Here is a 23,725-nt window from a genome sequence, read left to right on the forward strand (position 1 = left end):
CTACGAAGGGTTCACGAAGCGCCGCGCTCCGGCCGGTGTGACCACGGCGTCCACGGGGTGGTCGTGCGGTTCCGACGGGACCCGCGCGACCACCTCGTTCTCGTACAGGAGCACGACGAGCGACGGGTGCGCCCCGGCGGCCGTCAGCCGGGCCAGCACCCGGTCGTAGCTGCCGCCGCCCCGCCCCAGCCGCATCCCGGACCCGTCCACCGCCAGGCCGGGCAGCAGCACCGCGTCGGCGGCGATGACGGCGTCGGGGCCCAGGCGCGGCCCGTCCGGCTCCAGGAGCCCCCGCCCGGCCGGGAGCAGGTGCGCCGGGCCCTCGTAGGCCGCCCAGTCCAGGTCGTTGTCGGCCAGGAGGACCGGCAGCAGCACCCGCACGCCGCGCCCGCGCAGCGCCTCCAGGAGGGCGCGGGTGCCCGGTTCGCGGCCCACGGAGACATACGCGGCGACCGTACGGGCGTCGGCCAGTTCGGGGAGGTGCAGCGCGGCGTCGGCGAGAACCGCGGCGGCCCGGAGCGCGTCCTCCTTCGTCAGAAGGGCCCGGGCGGCGAGCAGTTCGCGCCGCAGAGAGCCCTTCGCGGACGTCTTTCCGGACTTGTCGGTGTTCATTGGTGACTCGCACGATTCTCGTATGGGCATATTTAAGGACGAAGTTAACCGGAATATCAGCTTCCGGCCGTGTGCACCCGTTAAGGTCGGCACATGACTCAGTCGCCCTCCAGGATCAGCAAGGCCGTCATCCCGGCAGCAGGTCTCGGCACCCGGTTCCTGCCCGCCACGAAGGCCACTCCGAAAGAGATGCTGCCTGTCGTCGACAAGCCGGCCATCCAGTATGTCGTCGAGGAAGCCGTGGCAGCGGGCCTCTCCGACGTACTGATGATCACCGGTCGCAACAAGCGCCCCCTGGAGGACCACTTCGACCGCAACTACGAGCTGGAGTCCGCGCTCACCCGCAAGGGCGACGCCGAACGCCTCGCCAAGGTCCAGGAGTCCAGCGACCTCGCCACCATGCACTACGTGCGCCAGGGAGACCCCCGCGGCCTCGGGCACGCCGTGCTGTGCGCCGCCCCGCACGTGGGCGACCAGCCCTTCGCGGTGCTCCTCGGCGACGACCTGATCGACCCGCGCGACGCGCTGCTGGCCCGGATGGTCGAGGTCCAGGAGCGTGAGGGCGGCAGCGTCATCGCGCTGATGGAGGTCGACCCCTCGCAGATCCATCTGTACGGCTGCGCCGCCGCGGACGCCACCGTCGACAGCGACGTCGTCCGCGTCACCGACCTGGTCGAGAAGCCCGACCCGGCCGACGCCCCCAGCAACCTCGCCATCATCGGCCGGTACGTCCTGGACCCCGCGGTCTTCGACATACTGCGACACACCGAGCCGGGCCGCGGCGGCGAGATCCAGCTCACCGACGCGCTCCAGCTGCTCGCCGCGGACGAGAAGATCGGCGGCCCCGTGCACGGCGTCGTCTTCAAGGGCCGCCGCTATGACACCGGCGACCGCAGCGACTATCTGCGCGCCATTGTCAGACTGGCGTGCGAACGTGAAGACCTGGGGCCGGACTTCCAAACCTGGCTGCGCAAGTACGTCGCTGAGGAGATGTAACCCCGTGAGCAGCACGATCTGGTCGGTCGACGAGCACCTGGACGACATCCTCGCCTCGGTGAGGCCGCTGGAGCCCATCGAGTTGCAGCTGCCCGACGCCCAGGGCTGCGTCCTCGTCAAGGACGTCGTCGTGGAGGTGGCCCTGCCGCCCTTCGACAACAGCTCCATGGACGGTTACGCGGTGCGCGTCGCCGATGTCGAGGGCGCCAGCGAGGAGTTCCCCGCGGTGCTCACCGTCATCGGTGACGTCGCCGCGGGCAGCGCGGGGCTCGCCGACGACCAGGTCGTGGGACCGGGACAGGCCGCCCGCATCATGACGGGCGCCCCGCTGCCCGCCGGTGCGGAGGCCGTGGTCCCGGTCGAATGGACGGACGGCGGTACGGGTGAGGGCCCCGCCGAGGGGATGCGCGCCCACGCCGACGCGCCGGAGGGCGCCACCGGCGAGGTCCGCGTCCACCGTCCGGTCACGGTGGGCGCCCATGTGCGCGAGCGTGGCAGTGACGTCCAGCCGGGCGAGCTGGCCCTGGCCGCCGGATCGGTCGTCGGCCCGCCGCAGATCGGTCTGCTCGCCGCGATCGGCTGCTCCACCGTGGTCGTACGGCCCCGGCCCCGGGTGGTCGTCCTGTCCACCGGCAGCGAACTGATCCAGCCCGGCGAGGGACTGACGGGCGGCCAGATCTACGACTCCAACAGCTTCGCGCTGACCGCCGCCGCCCGGGACGCCGGAGCCATCGCCTACCGGGTCGGCGCGGTCGCCGACGACGCCGAGACGCTGCGCGCCACCATTGAGGACCAGCTGATCCGCGCTGACATCCTGGTCACCACGGGCGGTGTCAGCGTCGGCGCGTACGACGTCGTCAAGGAGGCGCTGTCCTCCGTCGGCGACGCGGACGAGCCGGGCAGCGGGGTCGAGTTCCGCAAGCTCGCCATGCAGCCGGGCAAGCCCCAGGGCTTCGGCTCGATCGGCCCGGACCACACACCGCTGCTGGCCCTGCCGGGCAATCCGGTCTCCGCCTACGTCTCCTTCGAGCTGTTCGTCCGCCCCGCGATCCGGACCCTGATGGGCCTGGCCGATGTGCACCGCCCCACAGTCCGCGCCGAGCTCAGCTCCGACAAGGCGCTCACCTCACCGGCCGGCCGCCGCCAGTTCCTGCGCGGCCGTTACGACGCGGAGTCGGGCACGGTCACCCCGGTCGGCGGCTCCGGTTCGCATCTGGTCGCCGCGCTGGCCCAGGCCGACGCGCTGATCGTGGTCCCCGAGGACACCACCTCGGTCGAGCCCGGCACGGAGACGGACGTGGTCCTGCTCCGCTGACCGCCGCCCGGTGGCGGTACGGTATCTGCCGCCGTGCCTTCCGGGGGACCCCCTCCGGGTCCGAGGCCCATCGGTGCCCCTACCGCTAGGCGGAGTGAGTTGAGTACGCAGAACAGGCTGACGCACATCGACGAGGCGGGCGCGGCCCGCATGGTCGACGTGTCGGCGAAGGACGTCACCACCCGCGTCGCCCGCGCCTCCGGCCGGGTGCTCGTCGCGCCGCGCGTGATCGAGCTGCTGCGCGGCGAGGGGGTCCCCAAGGGCGACGCCCTCGCCACCGCCCGGATCGCCGGGATCATGGGGGCCAAGCGCACCCCGGACCTGATCCCGCTCTGCCACCCGCTGGCCGTCTCCGGTGTGAAGGTCGACCTGGGCGTGGCCGACGACGCGGTGGAGATCACGGCCACCGTGAAGACGACGGACCGCACGGGCGTCGAGATGGAGGCCCTGACGGCGGTGTCGGTGGCGGCCCTGACCGTCGTCGACATGATCAAGGCGGTCGACAAGAGCGCGGTCATCACCGACGTACGGGTGGAGGCGAAGTCGGGCGGCAAGTCCGGCGACTACCGGCGCACCGCGCCGGCGGAACCGGCGGGACCGGACGCGTGACGCCGCCCGAGCCCACCGGAGCCCCCGGCCACGAGCAGCCGGCAGGGCGGCCGGAGCCCACCGGAGCCGCGTTGCCCTCCGGGGGTCCGGAGCCCACCGGAGCCGCGTTGCTCTCCCCGTACACCGCCCTCGTCGTCACCGCCTCCAACCGGGCCTCCGCCGGCGTGTACGCGGACAAGGGCGGCCCGCTGATCGCCGAAGCGCTGACGGGCCTCGGCTTCACGGTCGACGGGCCGCAGGTCGTCCCCGACGGAGACCCGGTCGAGGCGGCCCTGCGCGCGGGCGTCGCCGCCGGGTACGACGTCATCGTCACCACCGGCGGTACGGGCATCTCGCCCACCGACGCCACCCCCGAGGCGACCCGCCGCGTCCTCGACCACGAGATCCCCGGCATCCCGGAGGCGATCCGGGCCGAGGGCCTCGCCAAGGTTCCGACCGCCGCCCTCTCCCGGGGCCTCGCGGGCGTCGCGTCGCGCACCCTGATCGTCAACCTCCCCGGCTCCACCGGCGGGGTGAAGGACGGGCTCGCCGTCCTCGGCCGGCTCCTGGTGCACGCCGTCGACCAGCTCCGCGGCGGCGACCACCCCCGACCGGGGAGCCCGAGCTGAACATCGCGACCTGGCCGGTGACGCTGACCGACGGCGAGATCGTCCTGCGCCCGATAAAGATGCGTGACCAGCGGGTCTGGCGCGAGGTCAACCGGCGCAACCGCGACTGGCTGCGCCCCTGGGAGGCCACCGTCCCGCCGCCCACACCCGGCGGCCCGATCGCGCAGCGCCCCACGTACCGGCAGATGGTCCGCCATCTGCGCGCCGAGGCGAACGCGGGACGGATGCTGCCGTTCGCCATCGAGTACGAGGGCCGGCTGGTCGGCCAGCTCACCGTCGCGGGAATCACCTGGGGCTCGATGTGTTCCGGTCATATCGGCTACTGGGTCGACCGGAGCGTCGCCGGGCGCGGCGTCATGCCGACGGCCGTGGCGCTCGCGGTGGACCACTGCTTCCGCACGGTGGGCCTGCACCGGATCGAGGTCTGCATTCGCCCGGAGAACGCGCCCAGTCGCAGGGTGGTGGAGAAACTCGGATTCCGTTCGGAGGGCGTGCGCCCGCGCTATCTCCACATCGACGGCGCCTGGCGCGACCACCTGATCTTCGCGCTCACCGCCGAGGAAGTGCCCGAGGGGATGCTCAGGCGCTGGCGCCGCTCGCGGCCCGTGACGCCGGGAGGCTCCGGACCGACCGGCGAAATAAAATAAGTGTTCGAATTTGATCGCCGGATGACTGCAATGGATGGCCCTATCGGCGTCTGTTGATCCGAACAATCACAAAAAAAGTCCGTGATATCAGCCGGATCGTGCGACACACCGGGCCAATTGGCGGATCCTTCCGCGCAAACCCCTCTACGGTGTGAGCGTGAGCAGCAGCGGCCTCATCTACGCAGTCATCGTCGGGGCCTGGGCCGCCTACTTGGTGCCGATGTGGCTCCGCAGGCAGGACGAGCTCAACGAAGCCCGTCCGACGGAACGCTTCAGCACCGCCATCCGGCTGCTGTCCGGCCGGGCGGCGATGGAGCGCCGTTACGCCAAGGAGCTGCGGGAGCGCACCGCCGAGGAGGCGGGGCCCGCCGTCGACCCGGACCGGGAAACGGACCGTATGGAGTCCGTGGACGTCCGGGCCTTTGCCGCGCCTCCGGCGCACACGGAAGCCCGGCTGAGCGACCCGGCGCACGCGCCCGAGCGCACCCCGGGCCACCAGGCATCCGACCGCCCGGCGCACGACCGGCGCCCGGGGCACCAGCCCTCGGACCGTCAGCACGCGGACCGCCCGGGGCATCAGTCCCCGGACCGTCAGCACCCCGACCGCCCGGCGCACGAACGCCGGTCCGGCGAGCGTCCCGCGGAGCACGTGCCGCCCGCCCGGCGGCGCCCGCGCTCCGGTGCGGCCGACGCCGAGCGGGCCCGGCGCGCCCAGCGCTCCCAGGTCCTGGCGCGGCGCAGGCGGACCACCGTCGTCCTCTTCCTGGCCTTCACCCTCGGCGCGATCGTCGCGGCGGTCGGCGGCCTCGGCTTCCTCTGGGCCCCCGCGGTGCCGGCCGTGCTGCTGAGCACGTACATCGTGCATCTGCGCGCCCAGGAACGCCGCCGGTTCGCCTTCACGATGGACCGCCGCCGGGCCGAGGACGCGGCGCAGCGGCTGCGGGAGAACCGCCCGCGCCGCAACCAGCCCGCGGCCTTGGACCCCGCCGAGCCGGACGACGACGCCGAAGCGCACCCCGGCGGGCCGGAGCCGACCCCCACGGTCTCTCCCCAGGAGGCCGGCCGCCGCGCTCTCGTCGAGCAGACGGACCACGCGGAGTGGGTGGACCAGCAGCGCGAACGCGGCCGCGTCCAGGGCGACAGCTGGGAGCCCGTTCCCGTACCGCTGCCCACCTATGTCACCGCGCCCGTCGCCCCCCGGGCCACGGGCGGTGTGGAGGTCTGCGACCCGGAGACCTGGAGCGCGGCCCGCTCCAGCACCGCCGAGCCCACCCAGACGGGCACGTCGCACCCGACGCCCCCCGCGGTCGACCCGGCCCCGCGCCAGCGCACGAACCAGTCCCGCCGCACCCGCGACCGGGGCCGGACCCCCCTCTTCGACCAGTACGACGACGAGGACCGGCCGCGTGCCGCCAATGAGTGAGGCCCCCGGGGAGGCCCGGGGGCACCGGGAAACCCGACACCGCTGACCAGCGGAGGAACGGATTTCCAAGCACCCCCGTGAGGGTGCTAGAGTTTCACACGTCGCAAGGGCCTGTGGCGCAGTCTGGTAGCGCACCTCGTTCGCATCGAGGGGGTCTGGGGTTCAAATCCCCACAGGTCCACAAACGACAGTTCTTGAGTAGCTCTCAAGAACGTCACGAGATCCCGCCCGGTTACTTCAACTGGGCGGGATCTCTTGGTTTTCCTGCCACCGAGCCCGTGACGTCCCGCGAGCGGTACCCCGGGCGTCAGCCGGTGCGGTTGTAGATCGCCGTACCGGGGCAGGCCGTGACGCCGAGACGGGTGCCGCAGCCGGAGTACTGGATGGATCCGTTCCACCACGCCCAGCCGCCGATCGTGCGGCCGTTCAGCCAGGTGTACTGGCCGTTGTAGTCGGCGTCGTACGTGCGCAGGGCCCAGTGCACGTGGGCGCCGGTCGCGGAACCGCCGGCGCAGGTGTCGGTGCCGATGCTGCCGAGCAGGGCGCTGCGCGCGATCGACGTCCCGTTGTAGTAGGTCGTGTTGTGCATGTGGTAGTAGTCCGTGGAGAAGCCGCCGGGGTGGATCACCCGGGTCCAGCCGCCGCCCGCGCCGCACATCGAGGTGGCCGTACCCTCGCGCGACGAGCGCACCAGGCCGCTGGCGTTCCCGCCGGCGAAGTCGAGGGAGCTCCAGTAGCCGGTCGCGCCGTCGTGGGCGTGGGGGCCGCCGGTCATGGTCATGTAGTAGTCGGGCATCCAGGGCAGCAGCAGCCCGTTGGTGTTGGCCAGGGCTCCGGCCGGTGAGGCCTGCGCGTCCGGGGTCACCTTGCCTTCGGCGTAGGCCCTCATCGTTCGTCGCTCCGCCGTGCCGACCAGCGGGGATTCGGCCACGTGGTCGGCGAACTCGCGGTCACCCTCAAGACCCGAGATCCACTGCCCGTCCTCGCGGTGGGCGATGTAGAGCCAGCCCTCCGGCGCGCCGTGCCGCGTGCGCGATGCCTCGACGTAGGCGACGCCGCGGGCCCAGTCGCCCGAGACGTCGCGTACGTCGACGACCACCTTGCGGCCCTCGTCGGCGAGTTTGCCGACGGCGGCACCCGGGGCGAGATCCCTGGCGTCGTGGGACCGCGAGAGGACGTCCGCGGAGACGGCGTCCAGCAGCGCCTCGCGTTCGGCGCCGAGACGGTCGGCGACGGCGGCCGGCATCTTCACGGTCACCCCGGCGGAGGGGTGCCCGGCGCCGGCGGGGGAGTTCGCCGGAGCGGCGGGTGCGGCGGCGAGCAGTCCGGTGACGGCGATGGCGGTGGCGGCGAGGGTGGTGACGGCGGTTCTCACATACGTGGACACACTCGGTCTCGGTGGCACGGGACATCCCCTGTCGTCGGTCGGTCAGTCTTGTTTGTCATGGACCTGACCGAGTGTGGTATTCCTTGTCAACGCGCGTCAACCAGGCAGGAGTTCCGTGTACGCCGTGGGCGGGCCGCGCGAACCGGCAGGATGGGGAGACAGGCAGCCCCTTCCCGGGGCGGCACGAGGAGAAGGCCACCCGCCATGACCACGAAGCCCACGCCGTTCGACGAACTCGACCGGAAGATCGTCGCGACCCTGGTCGCGAACGCCCGGGCGAGCTTCGCCGAGATCGGCACGGCCGTCGGGCTGTCGGCCACCGCGGTCAAACGCCGGGTCGACCGGCTGCGCGCCACGGGGGTGATCACGGGGTTCCGGGCGACCGTCCGCCCGGCCTCGCTCGGCTGGCGCACCGAGGCGTACATCGAGGTGTACTGCGACGGCGCGGCGCCGCCCAGGCGGCTGTCGGAGGTGGCGCGCAAGTACCCGGAGATCGTGGCGGCCATGACGGTGACCGGGGCCGCCGACGCCCTGCTCCACATCAGGGCCACCGATGTCGAGCACTTCGAGGAGGTGCTCGAACGGATCCGCAGCGAGCCCTTCATCCGCAAGACGATCAGCTACATGGTGCTGTCCCACCTGCTGCCGGACAGCCCGGAGGCGGGGGTCAGCGAGCCCGCGCCGGACACCGGGGAGGGTCCGGGTGACGGCGGTGACGCACTGAACCTGCTCTGAGTGGTGCATCTGCGCAGCATTCCTGCGTATGCGTGCAGCTTTTCGTTCTTGTCGGGCGTACCGGCCGCTTTCTACGGTGAGGGCATCCCCATCGTCACCGGAGAAGGCGGAGGAAAGCCGTGCCCGTAGAACGTGGCCCGCTGGGCCATGGCCCGAGCCTCAGGCGCTATCTGATGTGCGAGCCCCGCCATTTCGAGGTGCGTTACGCCATCAACCCGTGGATGGACACCGGCACACCGGTCGATCTCCCGCTCGCCCGTGAGCAGTGGCTGACCCTGGTCGAGGCGTACCGGGGCCATGGCCACACCGTCGAGACGATCGCCCCGGTCGCCGGTCTGCCCGACATGGTGTTCGCGGCGAACGCGGCTCTCGTCATGGACGGCAAGGTGTTCGGCTCGTCCTTCCACGCGCCCGAGCGGCAGCCGGAGGCGGCGGCGTACGCGCAGTGGTTCAAGGAGGCCGGGTACGCGGTGCACCCCGCCGGTTCGGTCTGCGAGGGCGAGGGAGACCTGGTCCCGGCCGGACGGTACGTCCTGGCGGGAACGGGCTTCCGTACGCACAGCTCCGCGCACCGCGAGGTGCAGGAGTTCTTCGGTCGGCCCGTGATCGGCCTCGACCTGGTGGATCCGCGCTTCTACCACCTGGACACGGCACTGTTCCACCTCGGCGGGGAGCCGGACGGGGGCGGCGGGACGGGCGCGGGGAACATCGCCTACTACCCGGCGGCGTTCTCCGCGGGCAGCCGTGAGGTCCTGCGGCGGCTCTACCCGGACGCGGTGATCGCCACGGAGGAGGACGCCTTGGCGTTCGGCCTCAACTCCGTCTCCGACGGCCGTCATGTCTTCGTCGCACCGCAGGCCCACGGCCTGATCGACGAGCTCGCCCACCGCGGTCATGTCCCCGTTCCCGTCGACCTTTCGGAGTTCCGCAAGGCCGGCGGGGGCATCAAGTGCTGCACCCAGGAGATCCGCTGATGACCGACACCGTCACCCCTTCCGCCGCCGCCTCCGAGACGCGTTCGTCGGAGCAGCTGATCCGGGCCGAGGCCCCGGTGCTCGCCCACAACTACCACCCGCTGCCCGTGGTCGTCGCCCGCGCGGAAGGCACCTGGGTCGAGGATGTCGAGGGCCGCCGCTACCTCGACATGCTGGCGGGCTACTCCGCTCTCAACTTCGGCCACCGCCACCCCGCCCTCATCGAGGCCGCGCACCGTCAGCTCGATGAACTCACCCTCACCTCACGCGCCTTCCACCACGACCGGCTGGCGGGTTTCGCCGAGCGCCTGGCCGCGCTGACCGGCCTCGACATGGTGCTGCCGATGAACACCGGCGCCGAGGCCGTGGAGAGCGCGGTGAAGGTCGCCCGCAAGTGGGCGTACGAGGTCAACGGCGTCGCACCGGACCGGGCGACGATCGTCGTCGCCGACGGCAACTTCCACGGCCGGACCACGACGATCGTGAGCTTCTCGACGGACGCGACGGCCCGCGCCGGCTTCGGGCCCTTCACCCCGGGCTTCCGGGTCGTCCCGTACAACGACCTCGCCGCTCTGGAATCCGCCGTGGACGAGACGACGGCGGCCGTGCTGATCGAGCCCGTCCAGGGCGAGGCCGGCGTCGTCATCCCCGACGACGGCTACCTCACCGGGGTCCGTGAACTCACCCGGCGCAAGGGGTGCCTGTTCATCGCCGACGAGATCCAGTCGGGTCTGGGGCGCACGGGCCGCACGCTGGCCGTCGACCACGAAGGCGTGGTCCCGGACATGCTGCTCCTGGGCAAGGCCCTGGGCGGTGGCATCGTCCCGGTCTCCGCCGTGGTCGCCCGCCGCGATGTGCTCTCCGTGCTCGGGCCCGGTGAACACGGCTCGACGTTCGGCGGCAACCCGCTGTCGGCGGCGATCGGTTCGGCGGTCCTCGACCTGCTGGCCACCGGCGAGTTCCAGCGGCGGGCCGCCGAGCTGGGCGAGGTGCTGGACCGCGGTCTGGCCGCCCTTGTCGGCGCGGGCGTCACGGGCTACCGGGCTCGCGGACTGTGGGCGGGCGTGGACATCGACCCCGCGATCGGCACGGGCAGGGAGATCAGCGAGCGGCTCCTCGCCGAAGGGGTGCTGGTCAAGGACACCCACGGCTCGACGGTACGGCTGGCGCCGCCGCTCACCATCACCGAGGAGGAACTCGGGGCAGCACTCGCGGCCTTGGCGAAGGTGCTGGCGTAACGGCGCGCCGCGCGCAGGGGGCGGCGGTACGGTCCCGGTCACGTACACCGGGCCGCACCGCTGCCGTACGAGCGGGGCATCTGCCGTACGAGCCGGTCAGTTCGTGGCGGCGGGCTTCTCCGGCGCCAGCGAGTTGCCCGCGGGGATGCGGCCGCAACTGGTGGGGGCGGTCTTGCCCGCGAACCGGTCGTCGAGCCAGGACATCGCCCGCGGGGTCCAGTAGGGCATGGCGCCGAGGTGGCTGAGCAGGTTGTACTGCTCGTACTTGATCGACTTGTTGCCGGTGGCGCAGTACTGGTTGGCCAGCGCCCGCACATCACCGGCGACCATCACACCGTCGCCCGTGCCGATGCCCGGCGGCCTGTTGAACGTCCCCTCCAGCACGCCCGCGTTTCCCTGCCCGATGAAACCGGGGACGGTCGGGGTGGCCGCCTCGCCGAGGTTGACCTTGTTGACCGCGTCGACGAAGGCGGGAATGGAGTTGGGGTCCTTGTACTCCGGCTTCACCAGGTCCTTCCAGGCCACCCCCGGGTAGCGGCCCAGGGCGTCGACGATCGAGCCGTGTTCGAGCTCGTCGAAGACCGCGATGCCCTTCGGGTTCAGATAGCGCTTGATGTCGATGTCGTAGGCACGGGACACACCGATGACCGCCATCGGCATCACGCCGTTCCACACCAGGGCGCCGTCGACGTACTTCAGGTTGTGCGCGGGGGCGACGAGCAGCCCCGCCTCGGCGAAGCCGACCAGCTGCTTGTCGACCTCGGGCGCGTACGCGGGGGCCAGGGCCGCCGCCCAGTTGGTGGCGATGGCCCCGCCGGAGTAGCCGAGCAGACCGAACCTGGTCCCGCCGTGCAGCCCCGTCGCCCCGGCCCGGGTGCTCGCCCGGATCGAGTCGAGGGTGTTCGTCCCGTACGCCGGACCGGCCGCGAACTCGGCGGTCTGGCCCTCGGTGTCGGGGATGACGAGGTCGTAGCCCTTGAGCAACAGCGGTGCCATGACGATGGATTCGACGTTGGCGATGATTCCGCCGAGGGTGACTTTCCCGGCGATGGCCCGGGAGGGGCCGTCCTCGGGGTCGAGGGAGTCGTAGAACGACTGGTACGAGACGGCCTTGCTGCCGTCGCCGCGGTGACTGCGGACCACCGTGGTCACGTTGGCCGACGGCCGGCCCTGGGCGTCGGTCGTGCGGTAGAGCAGCTGGACGGCCTTGACCGGCGTAGGGATGCCGAGGACGTGATAGTCCAGCGTGCGCTTCTTCAGTACGTCGCCCGGCGCGTACGAGGACAGCGGCTCGCTGCCGTCGTAACGGTAGAACGGGTCGGAGGCCTTGCTGCCGGTCTGCGCGGCTGCGACGGGCGCGGCGGTGGCGGGCGTGGCCCAGGCCGTCGGCGCCGCGCCGACGGTGAGAGCGGTGACGACGGCGACGGCCAGCAGGCCGGCGGTGCTCCGGTTCATGATTCCCCCGGTATCCGAATCTGGGTGAACGAGGCGGCACTACCTGGTGGGCAAGGCGGTATAGCCCTTACCGCGAGGTAACTTACTGGGGGTAACAGTGCGGCGTACAGATGCGTGCGCAGGCTTCTCGATCGCGCGGGTGGGGTCGGGCGCGATCGAGGTTGCCGACTGGACGCGCGATCGGCATCGCCCCCCCGTGAAGCGACAGGCCGCCGGCTCGTCATCCACCGAAGAGCTTCATTTGCCGGATCCGGCCGTTGGTCCCGTCGCCTTACGGGCAATCGACTGATCAGGCGGGGGAGAGCTGCATGCGGATGAGGATGGTTTTCGCCGCCGCCATGGCTGCTTACGCGGTTGCGCTGAGGGTCAGCGTCGCTGCCGTGGAAAGCGAGTCCGGCCGAAGGGCGGAAGCCGGTGTGCGGCAGTGTCGAGAGCTTCCGGCCCGGAGGCCCGTACAACGGGCGCGTCACATCCAGCGACACGAACGGGTCCATCGACAACATGGCCTTCGGCCAGGAAGGGCACAGGTGGGGCAGGTCTCGGACGGTGCCGTGACCGGTACGGCCATCGTCGACTGCACCAGCAGGAGCGTGCTGCTCAAGACCAGCTACGTCGCCGGGGGCGAGCGCCCACCACTGACGCCGCCGAGCCGGATCGGGCAGGAGGTGCGCGATGCGGTGGTGCGCAGTACCTGCGGTTGTCTCCCTCGGCACCGCCACCGCGGCCGCCCTCGTTATCTGGCTCCGCACCTGACCGTGTGCAATGGCCTCAGCTCACCGAGGCATCCGGCGCCAGCACCGAGCCTGCTGCCGAGAGGAAGTCCTCAAGGCTGATGACACCGTCGTCGGTGCGTCGTCCCGACAGCCGCTGTCCGACCAGGATCTCGCAGTTTCGGCGCCCTTCCTGTGCGGGAGCCGGGCCGCCTTATGCGAAAACGGCGTTGATAAGGTGTCACGTACAACGGAAGTGGCGGCGGAGGAAACGCTGTTGACCACCACGGACCCGGGGGCCATCCATGAGCGACGAAGGTGGACAGAGCAGACTGCGGGTCAAGGGTGATCGACTGACCGTCCTCGCCGATGACCTCAACGCGATGCAGACTCATCTCGACAATCAGATCAAGCGCATGGACGCCGTTGTCGACAGCATCGAGGCGGGCTGGCGCGGACCCGCGGCCAAGGCGTACCGAGCTCTGCACCGGGGCGCCGCCGAGGACGCCGTACGCATCCGCATGGTCCTTCAACGTCTTGAACAGGGCGTGCGGCTGAGCAGGGACGGGTTCTCGGAGCAGGAGCTCGACATCATGGAGCGGCTGCGGCAGGTCCAGGTCGAGACGGACGTGAAGGCCGAGGCCGCTGAGCTCTCGACGCCGAATCCGGCCGCCGAGGCACCGCGGAGCAGCCTCGACGATCTGTGAGCAAAGGGGGAGAAGGATGGCGGACGACGAGCACATAACGGTTGACTTCGCGACGCTTCGGAGTCTGACCGGCGAGCTCGAGGACATTCTGAAGAAGCTCAACGAGCAGCTGGACCTCTTGTACGGCCGGGCGGAGAAAGTCGTTCTCACCTGGGAGGGCGAGGCACGCGAGGCCTTCGTCGACGAGCTCGACAAGTGGGACCACTCCGCTCAGGACCTGCGGGCGGCACAGAAGTGGCTGCACGAGGTCGTCACCAAGGGGCACGTCAACTACGCCGCGGCACACCGGGCGGTGCTGCGGGGCTGGGGTGCCGGCTGATGGCGGGACCGGGCTCCGGCTCGCCGTCGAGCCCGCAGGCTCCCGGGCAGAACGGCACCATCGACGTCAAACCGGCGGACCTGTTCCGGGTCTCGAGCGGCGTGGCCATGCAGCAGACGCCCATGGACAGGGGCGCCAAGGACCTCCTGGACAAGCTGAGGCAGTACCCGGACGCCGGCGGCTACGGCACGGCCCCCCAGGCCTTCGCCGCCTCGTACGTGAAGGTGGGCAACCGGTTTCTCGAGGTGTGGGCGAGGAGTGTCGTCAGCATCGGCGGCGCTGCGGTCGGCTTCACCTCCACGGCCAACAACTACGCCAAGGCCGAAGCGGCCAACGACCCCACGGGCCGGACGAAGGCGGTCACCCAGCCGGCCCCGAGCGTCATCGAGAAAGTGCCCGACTACGGTTCCGTGCCCAACCTGAAGTGGGGGGACGACGACGGCGGCGACGGCTGGATCCGTTCGCTGCTCGAATGGGTTCCGGAGCCGATCCGCGAGGTGCTGCGGCCGGTCGTGAAGCACGCCTTCCGGATGGGCAAGGTCGCCGAGGTCTACCCGTACCCGCATCAGCACCATCTCAACTCGCTCTCCAAGGCGTGGATGGCGATGACCATGACGCTCTCCATGACCGAGAGCGCCTTGACGGGCAACGTCAGCAGCATCACGCAGCAGAGCAACAGCGAATGGCACGATGCCATGCGCCGGTTCTGCAGCTCGCTGTGGGGCACGACGGCATGGGGCACGAGAGCACCGCGGGCTACCAGTGGAAGCACGACTCGGCCTCCTCGCCCACAGCCACGCATCCGGTGATGACGGTGCTGTTCGACACGGCCCAGAAGGTCAGTGATCTGCTGTACCAGTTCGCCGAGGCGGCCGTGTACGTCAACGGCGAGGTCTGGGACGTGTACTGGGACGCCGTCAAGGAGGCCGTACCGAAGGTCGAGGTGGACCTCAAGGACGGCATCGGCATGGACGACGTCAAGGGGCTCGTCAAGGGTTTGGCGAAGGGGGTCGTCAAGGGCGCCGCCCAGATCGGTGCGGGCATCGTCCTGAACATCGACACCGGGAAACTGAACGCGATCGTCACCGAGTACAACTCCCGCGTCAACGCACTGGTGCCGAAACTCGACGCACTGATGGCGCCGCTGAACGAGGCGCACCGGAGCGCGCCCTCGTTCCACGCGGAGGAGGCGCGGGCCGAGGCGTTCGGCGCGAGGGCATTGAACGACTTCAAGAAAGAACACCAATACCTGGTTCCTGGCGAGGACCCGAAGGATCACTTCTATCCGCTCGACCTCGCGAGTCAGGAAGGAATCGGGAACAGCCACGGTGTGGACAAGCACATCGGGCTCACCGACGACCAGCTGACCCAGCGACTGCGCGACCAGAACAACGCGCCGTCCGCTTCGTCGTACAAGGATCTCGCGTCCGCGCAGCGGTACACCCAGGCCGCCCTCGACGACATCGACAACGCGGACCGGATCGAGAAGTGGATCGAGCGGGTGCAGCAGCGGGAAAGGAACAATCCCGCGTGGGACCCGAACAACTCCAAGATATCCCCGCCGCTGACGCTCACCTTCCCGGACGCCACCGGGCGCACCGTCGAGCGTGCCGACTATGATGCGCACGGAATGGGGGCGACCGCGAGCGAGGTCCGCTCCACACAGGTCGCCCTGAAGTACCAGAAGGGCATGGACCCCCCCTTCGTGGTGATCACGTCGTACCCCGTGTCCCCCTGAGCCCCCCCGGAACTTCATGGAGATGATCCCGACGTGATCTCGCACACCGGCTCCCTCTTCAATGACGGACCGGTCAGACGCGTGGTCGAGGCGGCGCTGCGCGCCCGGCGGTCGCAGGGCGCCCTCGACCTGGACGACGAGTTCAGGCGCCTCGTCCGCACGATGGGAGCCGCCGACGCCACACGCTGGCTGTTCCCCGTCGCGTCCCTTGCGGCCCTGCTCGACCACACGGCCGACCTGGTGCGGTCGGAGGGCCCGGCATTCTTCCCGCGTACGTTCACCGAACGGCTGGACGAGGCGCGCGGCGGTGTTCCGGGAGACGACTACCTGCGCACGCTGGCCGGGCTGCTACGGGCGGTCGAACAGGAGCCGGAAGCCGGATTCGCCGATCTTCCCCTGGCGGACTGGGAGGCGGCGGCGCGTTTTCCGGGGCTTTTCGGTTTCGGCGCCAACTGGATCTACGACGGTGAATATCCGTCGCTGTCCGATTCGGTGGCGGCTTTCATCGACGCGGAGCATCCGTTCTGCGGCGAGACTTTCTCCCGGCTGGCCGCCGACGCCCAATCGGTGCTCGTGACATTTCCCCGGCCCGCGGTGCTGTCCGCCAACGTGACGCGGTGGATTCCGTGGGTTTCGCAGGAGGCGCTGCGTGAAGTCATCCGGGAAATCGACGACCATATGCGGACCGAGCACGCAGGTTCCTGAACCACGCACAGCCCACAGGAAGTTCTCCGCATGACCGTAAGGAATCGCTCGGCCACCTACCCCGACCGGGAAACCGCCCAATGGGCCACCCAGCAGGTGGTGACCGCCAATGAGCAGAAGGTTCACCGCTGGCTTGCGCAGGGCACCCGCGCCCGCCTCGCCATCGAGGCCGCCTGGCCCTCTCGTGAGGCTCCTGTCGGCCGCGTCCTGTTGCAGGCGATGATGCTCGCCGGGCGTGAGCCCGTCGAGGTGCGCGCGGCACGGGTCGTCCTCAAGCGTGAGCCTGCGAGCCCGCACGGCTTCGTCGTGCTCACCACCGTCCCGATCTACCTGTAGAGGTCCAACGCTGTGTCCATGAAGCCGCCCGAGTTCGACCGTCGCTACGGTGAGTTGGACCAGGTCATCAGGGCGTACACAGGGATGTCGGCCGATGACGAGCCGGACAGGGCGAGCGAGGCCCTCCAGGCCTACCTCCGCCACACCTGGCACACCCGCCCCGACGCCCTGGCCACGGCCGAACGGCAGATCCGCGACTACGCCCGCAACCCTCCGGGCCGGCTGCGTCTGAGCCTCGGTGAGTTCTACCCTGTGCCGGATGTCGGCCTGCCCCGGTCGGCGATCCAGGACTGGTTGTTCGTCATCGCGGACCACCTGAAAAGGTCGATCGAGGAAGGCGATGTGCCGCCCCCGGCGAACCCTCGTACCCGCTGGGAGTGGCATGCCCGCTTTCCCGAGCTCGGCCAGTTCCTCGGTGGCTGGTTCTCGCAGGACATGCCGGACGAGTTCCCGGACCACGATGCGGCCGTGCGCGACTACACCACGACCACGGACCCGCAGTTGGTCGCCCGTCTCGCGGGCGAGCTGCGCGAGCTTCTCGCCCTCGGCCTCGAAGAGTCCGACTACGGCCTCGCGATGGCCGAGCTGGGGATGGAGGTCGATCCTCCCCAGCCGTACTCCCCTGGCGGGTGGCTGGCCCACCTCGCGGACGGTCTGAGCGGATTCAGGGCCGACTACGGGGCCGGCCCCGCTGACGGCTGACCGCGCGGTCGCTGCGCCCCGCGCCTAGTACTCGTTCCGGGACAGGGCCGCCAGCAGGAGCAGATGCTCCGGGGCCACTCCGGCGATCTCCTCGACCAACTGGTTCCAAGGGCCCAGGGCCAGTGCTTCGACGAGCAGGACGCGCCCCTTTGGGGTGGGGCCGTGGGCGCGGGCGATGGCCGCGAGTGCCTTGCTCCGGTGGTCCGGGTCGGTGATGGCGTCGGCCAGGGCATGGGCTTCGTGGGGTCCGCCCGACCCGGCCGATGCGCTGACGACCTCTGCCATGGCCGCTTCACGCAGAGCAGGTCTGGAGATCTCGTCGAGCAGGGCGACTGCTCGGGGGAAATCGCCCCTTGCTGCCAGGTCCGCCGCGAGGTGTGTGAGGCAGCGATCGCCTTCGACGGTGTCCGCCAACTCCTCGGCGAGCCGTTCCGCCCACGCGTATTCGCCTGCACGCACCAGCTTCGCCACGAGACCGGAGCGGAAATCGTCCATCACGTCGTCAGGCAGGGAGTCGGTGAGAGCCAATGCTTTCTCGAAGTCCCCGGCAGCCAGGTAGGCTCCGGCCGCGCAGTATCTGTTCCACGCCTGCTCGTACGCGCTGTCGGAGGCATCTGCACCGTCCAGGAGCTCCCGAGCCACCTCCCTCGCCAGGTCAGGGGCGCCTGTCTCACCGAATGCCTCGGCCACGCGCTGCAGGGAATCAGCGTGTTCCGAGTGGTGGGCCTTCTGCCGGGCCTCTTCGAGCAGGGCGGACAGCATGGTCACCTTGTGGTCGTCTTGGCCGATCGCGTGCAGCCCTTCCGCCACGTCGACCAGGCGAAGCAGCCGGGCGTATCCGTCTTCCTCTGCGGCCGATTCCATCGCCCAGTCGACGAGTCGGTGTGCCTCGGCCTCGGCGCCCGCCGACACCAAGGCCCTGGCGACGGCGATCTGCGCTGTCGCGTCGCCCCGGGGCGTCGGACGGCTCCGGGCGAGGACCGTCGCTCGGGCCGCCGCAGCCTCGGCCTCCTCCCTGACGCCCGCCTGGAGGAGGAAGTCCGACGTATCGGTCAGAAGTCCCACCTGCCACGCCTGGGCGGATATCTCGTCGATCAGCGTGAGAACCCACCGGGCCAGCTGCGAGGCCTCTGCCGGGTCGGCGGACTGCGCCGACCTCCTTCCGACGGCTACCAGAACCCTGGCCCGGTCGATGGGATCGGTGAGACGGTCCGCGACCTCCAGTGCCCAGCCCGGGGCACCGGCTCGGGCCGCCGCCCTGGCGGCGGCGCTCAGCCCTTCGTCCCGGTCGGTCGGATCGGGCAGGAACCTGGCGACCACCTGTTCCGCGCGCTCGTACTGTTCGGTCGCCGCCAGGCCCGAGGCGATCTGAGGGAAGAGCCACTCGACGCTTCGGGGATCGTCGATCGCATCCGCCAACTCGGCTGAGCTACGGGCGATGCTCGCGGCTCGCTGTGCGAATCCTGGTGCCGGTGCGAGACGTACGGCTATGTGACTGAGATTCTGAGCCTGCCGGAACGCCCCTTCGTCGTCCGAACGGTCCCGGACGGCCAGGTCTATCGTCTCCCGCGCCTGTTCCTCGTCTCCGAACAGGGAGAACGCGCAGGCCAGATCGGCGTACAGCTCGCCTTGCTCGACGCCGCGAGCCGTTGTGACGGCGTGTACCGCCTCGACCACGTACGGCGTAATCGTTTCCTTCTCGACCGGTCCGTTCAGCGCGTACTCCCGGGCCGCCCGCCTGACCGTCGCGACAAGAGCCGGCGCCAGCCGGTCCGTGCCCTCCGCCCTCGCGGCCGTTCGGAACGCCTCGCTGTAGAGACCCGCCTCCGCCAGTCCCTCCGCGATGGCCTCAAGGAAGCGTGCCTCGTCCTTGCGACTGTCCGCGTCCGCCGCCAGCGCATCCGCCTGCTCCCGGTGACCGGTGGCGGCGAGGCAGGTGGCGACGGCGGTAAGGGCGCCCACCCGGTTGTACGGCTCCCGCTGCGATTCCGCCAGGCTGATGGCCCGGCCGGTGTGCCCGAGCCGCGCCCACAGGCCGATGAGCTCGGCGGGCAGGGCGGCTGCACGCTTGTGCAGCCCGTCGCGGGCGGCGGCCAGGCGCAGCGCGGCGGAGACGTCCACGTCCCCGTTCCTCCTGCCGTCCGACAGCAACTGGTCCAGCGAGGTCGACAGTTCGCTGAGCGCTTCGAGGTCCGCCCCCGTGACCTGCCACAGCCGCTCGTGCCGTTCCGCGTCGCACACCAGCTCCACCAGGCGCCCGGTGTCGCCCAGTTCGCGCAGGAGCTGGGCGTAACCGCGCAGCAGGTACTCGGGCGTCGTGGCGGGCCAGCCCGCGCTCCGGTACGTCCGGGCCCACGCGTGCAGCCGCGTGCGGCAGTCCGCCAGCTCCGCGTCCGTGATCAGGTCCGCCGCGCTGCGCTGGATCTCCTCGTGGGCCAGGAGGTAGACCTCAGGGCCGCCGGGTGTCCAGTGCGCGGAGCGGCGGCGGAAGCTGCGGCCGCTGACAGCCGACAGTTCGCGCTCCACGAGGCGGGGGCGGCTTCCGGTCAGTTCGGCGATGTCGCTCGCGCTGAGACCGCCGCCCGCCGCCACCGTCAGACCGACCAGCTCACGCCCCAGCCCGCCGCCGTCGAGCAGCCGCAGCAGGTTCTGCTCCGCGTCCCAGCGGACCGCCTGGGCATACGGGGAGGACGCCAGCCAGTGGTTGATCTCCGTGGTCCGCAGCGGATGGTCGCCGGGCACGTCGTCCGGTACGGGCGGGTGCGGCCGTCCGGCCACGATGATCCGCATGCCGTGCGGGGGCGTACGGGGCAGCAGCGCGGCGATGCTGTGGCAGTCGGGACCGGCGGTGACGCCGTGGTCCTCGTCCAGCCCGTCCACCACGAGGACGAGCCGCCGGCCCTGGGCCGCGCAGCGCTCCGCCGCCCGGTCCAGGGCGAGCCGCAGCTGTTCGTCGCGGGTGTGCGGCGTGCTCAGCGGCTCCTCCTCCCGCAACAGGGCGTACAGCTGCCGCTGGACGACCTCGCAGAAGGCGGCGGCGTCGTTCTGGCCCGCCATACGGGAGGTGATGAAGAACGCCACGACGTCGATTCCGGGCGGCGGATTCAGGACGAACTCCGCCAGCAGAGCGGACTTTCCGGCCCAGGCGGGGGCCAGCCAGCGCCAGTAGTTCTTTCCGGCCGCTCCCTGCGGACGTTCCTCCGTGCTGAAGGACGCCAGTTCCGAAAGCTCGGCCTCACGTCCCTGGAAGTCGGCCGCCGCCATCCTCTCGACCTGGAGCAGATAGCCCGACACCGCGGGCCGCCGCGAAGGAGAGGAAAGGGTCACCGGGCCGTTGATGACCCCGGTGTTCGAGAGAGCCGCGCCTCCTTGTGCCGACGCGTCGCCCGTTTCCTTCGCCCCGATCCTGCCGCCGGCCACAGCGCCGCTACCCCTGCCGGAACCCGGTGTTCGCGTTGCCCCCGTCGGCCTCCGCGTCGCCGGTGTCGCCGACGGACACCGAGCCGGGCGCGCTGGCGGAGGACGGAGCGACGAAGCCGGTGTTGGCCTCGCCGCTTCCACGGGACACCGCCCGGCCCGTGGCCGAGACCTGCACGTCGGGGCCCCCGGGCGGGCCGAGCGCCCCGTACACGCCGACTCCCAGGGCGGCCACGCCCACCACGGCGGAGACCACTCCGGCCACCTGGTCGGCCCGGTCCCAGCTGAGGAAGGACAGCACTCCCGCGAGTATGGCGACCGCCAGGCCCGTCCACATCAGTACGGCTCTTCGGCCTCTGTTCACGCCGGTGTCCCCCCTCATTCGGAAGGCAACTCTACTGCTGGGGAATGGTGTTCGGGGTGGACTCCGGGGTGGACTCCAGAGCGGGCGTACGGCCCGGCGCAAAGGTCCGCACCAGCGCTTTCCGCCGTTCTCTCTACAGTTCTCGGCCAGTTCTGTAGAAAAGAGCCCCACCGCCACTTCTTGTCGCGGCAGTTCCGGCTGCGCCAGAGTTCGAGGCGCGGCGACAGGAACATGTCATCGCCGCCGGGCAGTGTCCATGGAACACACCGCGCTTCCCCAGGCGCGGTGTGGCCACCCCCCATTGTCTGGACGCTCGCCTGCGTAGCGGAAGGAATCGCGTGAAGCACGGAAAGAAGAACGCGCGCAGATACATCGTGGCCGCCTCGATCGGCGCCCTTCTGTCGGCCGGAGTCGCCACAGGGGCCTACGCCGGTACGACGGAGGAGCCCTCGGCGCCCGCGGCGGCGCCGGCGTACCAGCCCGAGATGGTCAAGGCGCTCGCCGTGACCCTGGGTGTCAGCGAGAAGGCCGCCGTCGAGCGGCTGGACCGTGAGGCCGAGCAGCAGGACCGGTTCGCGGAGCTGCGGAAGGACCGGGTCGACACGCTCGGGGCCTTCTTCGCCAAGGACGGGTCGCTGGTCGTCAACGCCGCCGACGCCGAGGCGGCGAAGGACGTCCGGGCCGCGGGTCTTCAGGCCCGGGTTCCCGAGCGTGGCGAGAGCGAGCTCGACCGGATCAAGGCCCAGCTCGACGCCAAGGCGCTCAAGAGCGCCCCGGCCGGGGTCTCCGCGTGGTCCGTCGACCTCGCGTCCGACACCGTGACCATCGAGGTCAACGGCGACACCGACGCGGCCACCCGCAGCTTCCTCAAGGCCGCGAAGAGCAACGGCGACGCCGTGCGCGTCGTCAAGGGCCAGGAGAAGCTGGAGACCCAGGCCGTCGTTCCGCCCGGCAGCCGGATGACCTTCAACGGCTACCTCTGCTCCGTCGGTTACGGCGCCAAGGACCGTAACGGCAAGCAGGTGCTCGTGACCGCCGGGCACTGCATCGAGGACCTGCCCGAACTGGCCTACAACGGCACCCGGTTCGCCAAGGGCACCCACACCCGGTTCGCGCTCGGCACCCGCAGCGTCGACATGGGCATCGCGGCCGTCGACGCCGGGAACTCCATCGGCCTCGACATCACCACGTACGGCAGGGCCGGCACCGTACCGGTCAAGGGCAGCAAGCGGGCCCCCTCCGGCGCGGCGCTCTGCAAGTCCGGGCAGACCACCCAGTGGACCTGCGGCAAGGTCGGTTCGTACAACGTCAGCGTCACCTACACCGACCAGAACGGCGGCCCCGACACCGTCGTGACCGGCCTGGCCAGCTCCAGCGTCTGCACCCAGGGCGGGGACAGCGGCGGCGCGTACGTCTCCGGGGACCAGGCCCAGGGCATGACCTCCGGCGGTCCCAGCAACCAGCGCTGCAACGGCCAGGTCAACTCGCCCGGCTCCTCCTACTTCCAGCCGCTCGACGACGCCCTCGCGTACTACGGGCTGACCCTCAACACCAAGTAGTCCCACCGCAGGAACAGACCGGCAGAAAAGGCCACCCCCCAGACGCGGGAGACCGTCCACTCATCCTGGGCGGTCTCCCGTTCCACTTGGCCCCGTAGCGCCTGTTCCCGTTCCGTACTCCCACGCCACCCCGTGGACGCCGGGCTTGCACCGGGAGGTGAGCACATGGACGTCGTGCGCCGCGCTCAGCGGGATACGGCGGCGGCCGCGCGGCGGGGCGCCGACCTTCTCCCGGACGTAGCGGTGGCAGTCCGCAGGCAGGGCGCCCGGGTGGAAGAAGACCTGCTGGAGGTATTCGTGGAGGTTCGTCCGCGACCAGCGTTCGTAGTGCGTGGCCGGAGTCTCGGAGGGGCTGACCTCGACGGCGTAACTCACCACCGTGGTGTCCAGCTTGGCCAGTTCCCGGCCGAAGTGGATCTCCAGCACCAGGGACTTGAGCCCCTTCAGGTAGGTGGCCTCCGCCAGGCGGCCGCAGGTGACCTTGATGTCGACCGGTTCGGCCGCCTCGTCGTCGAAGCTGAGGACGAAGATCGCCCGGTCCGCCCCGGCCCGCTTGGCGCGCAGCACGTTCGTGGTGGAGATGCCGCTCAGCGTGCCGGTCTCGCCGACCCTGACGATGTCGTGGACCATCAGCGAGCTGGTCTCCTGGTTGAAGTGGCGGAAGCGCGCGCCGAGCGCCTTCTCCACCACCGAGTCCTCGCCGAGGATCTGGAGCGCCGCGCCCTCCGCGTCGGGCGGGGTCGTCCGGCCGCGCGGGCGGCGCGGGCCGAGCAGCGAGCGCAGGGCCCCGGCGGGCAGCTCCAGGATCTCCTCCAGCACGTCCACCGCCTGGAGGGAGCGGGCCCGTTCGGGCTGGCTGCGGCCGCGCTGCCAGCTGCTCAGGGTGGCCTGGCTGATGGTGATGCCGCGCACCCTGAGCCGTTCGCTCACCCGCTCCAGGGAGAGCCCGCGGCGGTTCAGCGCCTCCCGCAGGACCCCGGGGAAGGTGTCGGCGCCGGTCGCCGCCGCGTGCAGGGCCGAGGTGGTGATGGCCTCGCCCGTCCGCGCCGCGGTGACGTGCGCCTCGGTGGCCCGCGGATTCGTGGCCTCCGCTCCGGTGGAGCCCGGATCGGTGGCGTGCGCCTCGTCGGTGTCCGTGTCGCTCGACATGTCTCTCCCCGCTCCCGGCA

The 23,725-nt window shown here is 70.8% G+C and carries 23 protein-coding genes and 1 tRNA gene; 18 read left to right on the plus strand and 6 right to left on the minus strand.

Annotated elements, in window-relative coordinates; genetic code table 11:
• On the minus strand, window positions 1-612 hold the full coding sequence (locus tag A3Q37_RS24035) for a 5-formyltetrahydrofolate cyclo-ligase (protein ID WP_065487715.1): 612 nt from the start codon (window positions 610-612) through the stop codon (window positions 1-3).
• Between the two features lie 93 nt (window positions 613-705).
• Between A3Q37_RS24035 and galU the strand changes: the two genes are divergently transcribed.
• The 7 genes from galU (at window position 706) to A3Q37_RS24070 (ending at window position 6,391) form a co-directional block, all read left to right on the plus strand.
• Window positions 706-1,608, plus strand: a complete 903-nt coding sequence (gene galU / locus A3Q37_RS24040) for a UTP--glucose-1-phosphate uridylyltransferase GalU (protein WP_065487716.1) — start codon at window positions 706-708, stop codon at window positions 1,606-1,608.
• A gap of 4 nt (window positions 1,609-1,612) precedes the next feature.
• Complete coding sequence (gene glp, locus A3Q37_RS24045; protein ID WP_065487717.1) at window positions 1,613-2,923, plus strand: gephyrin-like molybdotransferase Glp; 1,311 nt, start codon at window positions 1,613-1,615, stop codon at window positions 2,921-2,923.
• Window positions 2,924-3,022: 99 nt separating this feature from the next.
• Window positions 3,023-3,532 carry a cyclic pyranopterin monophosphate synthase MoaC gene (gene moaC, locus A3Q37_RS24050; RefSeq protein WP_065487718.1) on the plus strand — a complete coding sequence of 170 codons (510 nt, stop codon included), beginning with the start codon at window positions 3,023-3,025 and terminating at the stop codon, window positions 3,530-3,532.
• Window positions 3,533-3,639: 107 nt separating this feature from the next.
• Window positions 3,640-4,140, plus strand: coding sequence for a molybdenum cofactor biosynthesis protein B (locus tag A3Q37_RS24055; RefSeq protein WP_065487719.1), 501 nt, complete (start codon window positions 3,640-3,642; stop codon window positions 4,138-4,140).
• A 17-nt stretch (window positions 4,141-4,157) separates the two neighbouring features.
• A complete protein-coding gene (locus A3Q37_RS24060; RefSeq protein ID WP_065487720.1) occupies window positions 4,158-4,787 on the plus strand; it encodes a GNAT family N-acetyltransferase in 630 nt (209 codons plus the stop codon).
• Between the two features lie 157 nt (window positions 4,788-4,944).
• Window positions 4,945-6,210, plus strand: coding sequence for a gephyrin-like molybdotransferase receptor GlpR (gene glpR, locus A3Q37_RS24065; RefSeq protein ID WP_176711496.1), 1,266 nt, complete (start codon window positions 4,945-4,947; stop codon window positions 6,208-6,210).
• A gap of 107 nt (window positions 6,211-6,317) precedes the next feature.
• Window positions 6,318-6,391, plus strand: a tRNA-Ala gene (locus A3Q37_RS24070).
• 126 nt (window positions 6,392-6,517) lie between these two features.
• On the opposite strand, the gene A3Q37_RS24075 is transcribed toward A3Q37_RS24070, so the two are convergent.
• Window positions 6,518-7,597 carry a M23 family metallopeptidase gene (locus A3Q37_RS24075; RefSeq protein WP_079137961.1) on the minus strand — a complete coding sequence of 360 codons (1,080 nt, stop codon included), beginning with the start codon at window positions 7,595-7,597 and terminating at the stop codon, window positions 6,518-6,520.
• Between the two features lie 204 nt (window positions 7,598-7,801).
• On the opposite strand from A3Q37_RS24075, the gene A3Q37_RS24080 reads away from it, so the two are divergent.
• The 3 genes from A3Q37_RS24080 to rocD all read left to right on the plus strand — a co-directional run bounded on the left by A3Q37_RS24080 (window position 7,802) and on the right by rocD (window position 10,544).
• Window positions 7,802-8,332, plus strand: a complete 531-nt coding sequence (locus A3Q37_RS24080; RefSeq protein WP_065487722.1) for an Lrp/AsnC family transcriptional regulator — start codon at window positions 7,802-7,804, stop codon at window positions 8,330-8,332.
• A gap of 173 nt (window positions 8,333-8,505) precedes the next feature.
• Window positions 8,506-9,306 carry a dimethylargininase gene (gene ddaH / locus A3Q37_RS24085; RefSeq protein WP_065487723.1) on the plus strand — a complete coding sequence of 267 codons (801 nt, stop codon included), beginning with the start codon at window positions 8,506-8,508 and terminating at the stop codon, window positions 9,304-9,306.
• Window positions 9,306-10,544, plus strand: coding sequence for an ornithine--oxo-acid transaminase (rocD, locus tag A3Q37_RS24090; protein ID WP_065487724.1), 1,239 nt, complete (start codon window positions 9,306-9,308; stop codon window positions 10,542-10,544). Before ddaH ends, rocD begins: the two co-directional genes overlap by 1 nt.
• 96 nt (window positions 10,545-10,640) lie before the next feature.
• On the opposite strand, the gene A3Q37_RS24095 is transcribed toward rocD, so the two are convergent.
• Window positions 10,641-11,999, minus strand: coding sequence for a lipase family protein (locus tag A3Q37_RS24095; RefSeq protein ID WP_065487725.1), 1,359 nt, complete (start codon window positions 11,997-11,999; stop codon window positions 10,641-10,643).
• A gap of 1,015 nt (window positions 12,000-13,014) precedes the next feature.
• Between A3Q37_RS24095 and A3Q37_RS24100 the strand changes: the two genes are divergently transcribed.
• Genes A3Q37_RS24100 through A3Q37_RS24130 form a run of 7 tightly spaced genes read left to right on the plus strand, consistent with a single transcriptional unit; the run spans window position 13,015 to window position 17,216 of the window.
• Window positions 13,015-13,416 (plus strand): WXG100 family type VII secretion target, encoded by a 402-nt coding sequence (locus A3Q37_RS24100; RefSeq protein ID WP_065487726.1) that lies wholly within the window; start codon window positions 13,015-13,017, stop codon window positions 13,414-13,416.
• Between the two features lie 16 nt (window positions 13,417-13,432).
• Window positions 13,433-13,735: a WXG100 family type VII secretion target gene (locus A3Q37_RS24105; RefSeq protein WP_065487727.1), complete on the plus strand. Its 303-nt coding sequence runs from the start codon at window positions 13,433-13,435 to the stop codon at window positions 13,733-13,735.
• Entirely contained in the window at window positions 13,735-14,544 is an 810-nt protein-coding gene (locus A3Q37_RS37340) for a hypothetical protein (RefSeq protein WP_176711497.1), read from the plus strand. Before A3Q37_RS24105 ends, A3Q37_RS37340 begins: the two co-directional genes overlap by 1 nt.
• The gene (locus A3Q37_RS37965; protein ID WP_255311919.1) at window positions 14,469-15,473 is read left to right on the plus strand and encodes an RNase A-like domain-containing protein; all 1,005 of its coding nucleotides are present in this window, start codon (window positions 14,469-14,471) and stop codon (window positions 15,471-15,473) included. Before A3Q37_RS37340 ends, A3Q37_RS37965 begins: the two co-directional genes overlap by 76 nt.
• 33 nt (window positions 15,474-15,506) lie before the next feature.
• Window positions 15,507-16,178: a hypothetical protein gene (locus tag A3Q37_RS24120; protein WP_065487728.1), complete on the plus strand. Its 672-nt coding sequence runs from the start codon at window positions 15,507-15,509 to the stop codon at window positions 16,176-16,178.
• Between the two features lie 30 nt (window positions 16,179-16,208).
• Window positions 16,209-16,514, plus strand: a complete 306-nt coding sequence (locus tag A3Q37_RS24125) for an RNase A-like domain-containing protein (RefSeq protein ID WP_065487729.1) — start codon at window positions 16,209-16,211, stop codon at window positions 16,512-16,514.
• Window positions 16,515-16,526: 12 nt separating this feature from the next.
• Window positions 16,527-17,216: a contact-dependent growth inhibition system immunity protein gene (locus tag A3Q37_RS24130; RefSeq protein ID WP_065487730.1), complete on the plus strand. Its 690-nt coding sequence runs from the start codon at window positions 16,527-16,529 to the stop codon at window positions 17,214-17,216.
• 24 nt (window positions 17,217-17,240) lie between these two features.
• Here A3Q37_RS24130 and A3Q37_RS24135 read toward each other — a convergent pair whose 3' ends face one another.
• Window positions 17,241-20,636, minus strand: coding sequence for a hypothetical protein (locus A3Q37_RS24135; RefSeq protein WP_065487731.1), 3,396 nt, complete (start codon window positions 20,634-20,636; stop codon window positions 17,241-17,243).
• A 7-nt stretch (window positions 20,637-20,643) separates the two neighbouring features.
• Window positions 20,644-20,997 (minus strand): hypothetical protein, encoded by a 354-nt coding sequence (locus tag A3Q37_RS24140; protein WP_255311920.1) that lies wholly within the window; start codon window positions 20,995-20,997, stop codon window positions 20,644-20,646.
• 338 nt (window positions 20,998-21,335) lie between these two features.
• Between A3Q37_RS24140 and A3Q37_RS24145 the strand changes: the two genes are divergently transcribed.
• The gene (locus tag A3Q37_RS24145) at window positions 21,336-22,556 is read left to right on the plus strand and encodes a S1 family peptidase (protein WP_065487733.1); all 1,221 of its coding nucleotides are present in this window, start codon (window positions 21,336-21,338) and stop codon (window positions 22,554-22,556) included.
• Between the two features lie 60 nt (window positions 22,557-22,616).
• Here A3Q37_RS24145 and A3Q37_RS24150 read toward each other — a convergent pair whose 3' ends face one another.
• Entirely contained in the window at window positions 22,617-23,705 is a 1,089-nt protein-coding gene (locus tag A3Q37_RS24150; protein ID WP_065487734.1) for a helix-turn-helix transcriptional regulator, read from the minus strand.
• Window positions 23,706-23,725: the final 20 nt, after the last annotated feature.

The organism is Streptomyces sp. PTY087I2, assembly GCF_001687325.1.
Taxonomy (GTDB): Bacteria; Actinomycetota; Actinomycetes; order Streptomycetales; family Streptomycetaceae; genus Streptomyces.

Bases quoted from the DNA above. Each gene is read 5' to 3' on its own strand.
- ddaH (WP_065487723.1), top strand. From the start codon at position 8,506: ATGTGCGAGCCCCGCCATTTCGAGGTGCGTTACGCCATCAACCCGTGG.
- A3Q37_RS24095 (WP_065487725.1), bottom strand. From the start codon at position 11,999: ATGAACCGGAGCACCGCCGGCCTGCTGGCCGTCGCCGTCGTCACCGCT.
- A3Q37_RS24150 (WP_065487734.1), bottom strand. From the start codon at position 23,705: ATGTCGAGCGACACGGACACCGACGAGGCGCACGCCACCGATCCGGGC.
- A3Q37_RS37965 (WP_255311919.1), top strand. From the start codon at position 14,469: ATGGGGCACGAGAGCACCGCGGGCTACCAGTGGAAGCACGACTCGGCC.
- A3Q37_RS24100 (WP_065487726.1), top strand. From the start codon at position 13,015: ATGAGCGACGAAGGTGGACAGAGCAGACTGCGGGTCAAGGGTGATCGA.
- A3Q37_RS24080 (WP_065487722.1), top strand. From the start codon at position 7,802: ATGACCACGAAGCCCACGCCGTTCGACGAACTCGACCGGAAGATCGTC.
- A3Q37_RS24105 (WP_065487727.1), top strand. From the start codon at position 13,433: ATGGCGGACGACGAGCACATAACGGTTGACTTCGCGACGCTTCGGAGT.
- A3Q37_RS24035 (WP_065487715.1), bottom strand. From the start codon at position 612: ATGAACACCGACAAGTCCGGAAAGACGTCCGCGAAGGGCTCTCTGCGG.
- rocD (WP_065487724.1), top strand. From the start codon at position 9,306: ATGACCGACACCGTCACCCCTTCCGCCGCCGCCTCCGAGACGCGTTCG.
- A3Q37_RS24125 (WP_065487729.1), top strand. From the start codon at position 16,209: ATGACCGTAAGGAATCGCTCGGCCACCTACCCCGACCGGGAAACCGCC.
- galU (WP_065487716.1), top strand. From the start codon at position 706: ATGACTCAGTCGCCCTCCAGGATCAGCAAGGCCGTCATCCCGGCAGCA.
- A3Q37_RS37340 (WP_176711497.1), top strand. From the start codon at position 13,735: ATGGCGGGACCGGGCTCCGGCTCGCCGTCGAGCCCGCAGGCTCCCGGG.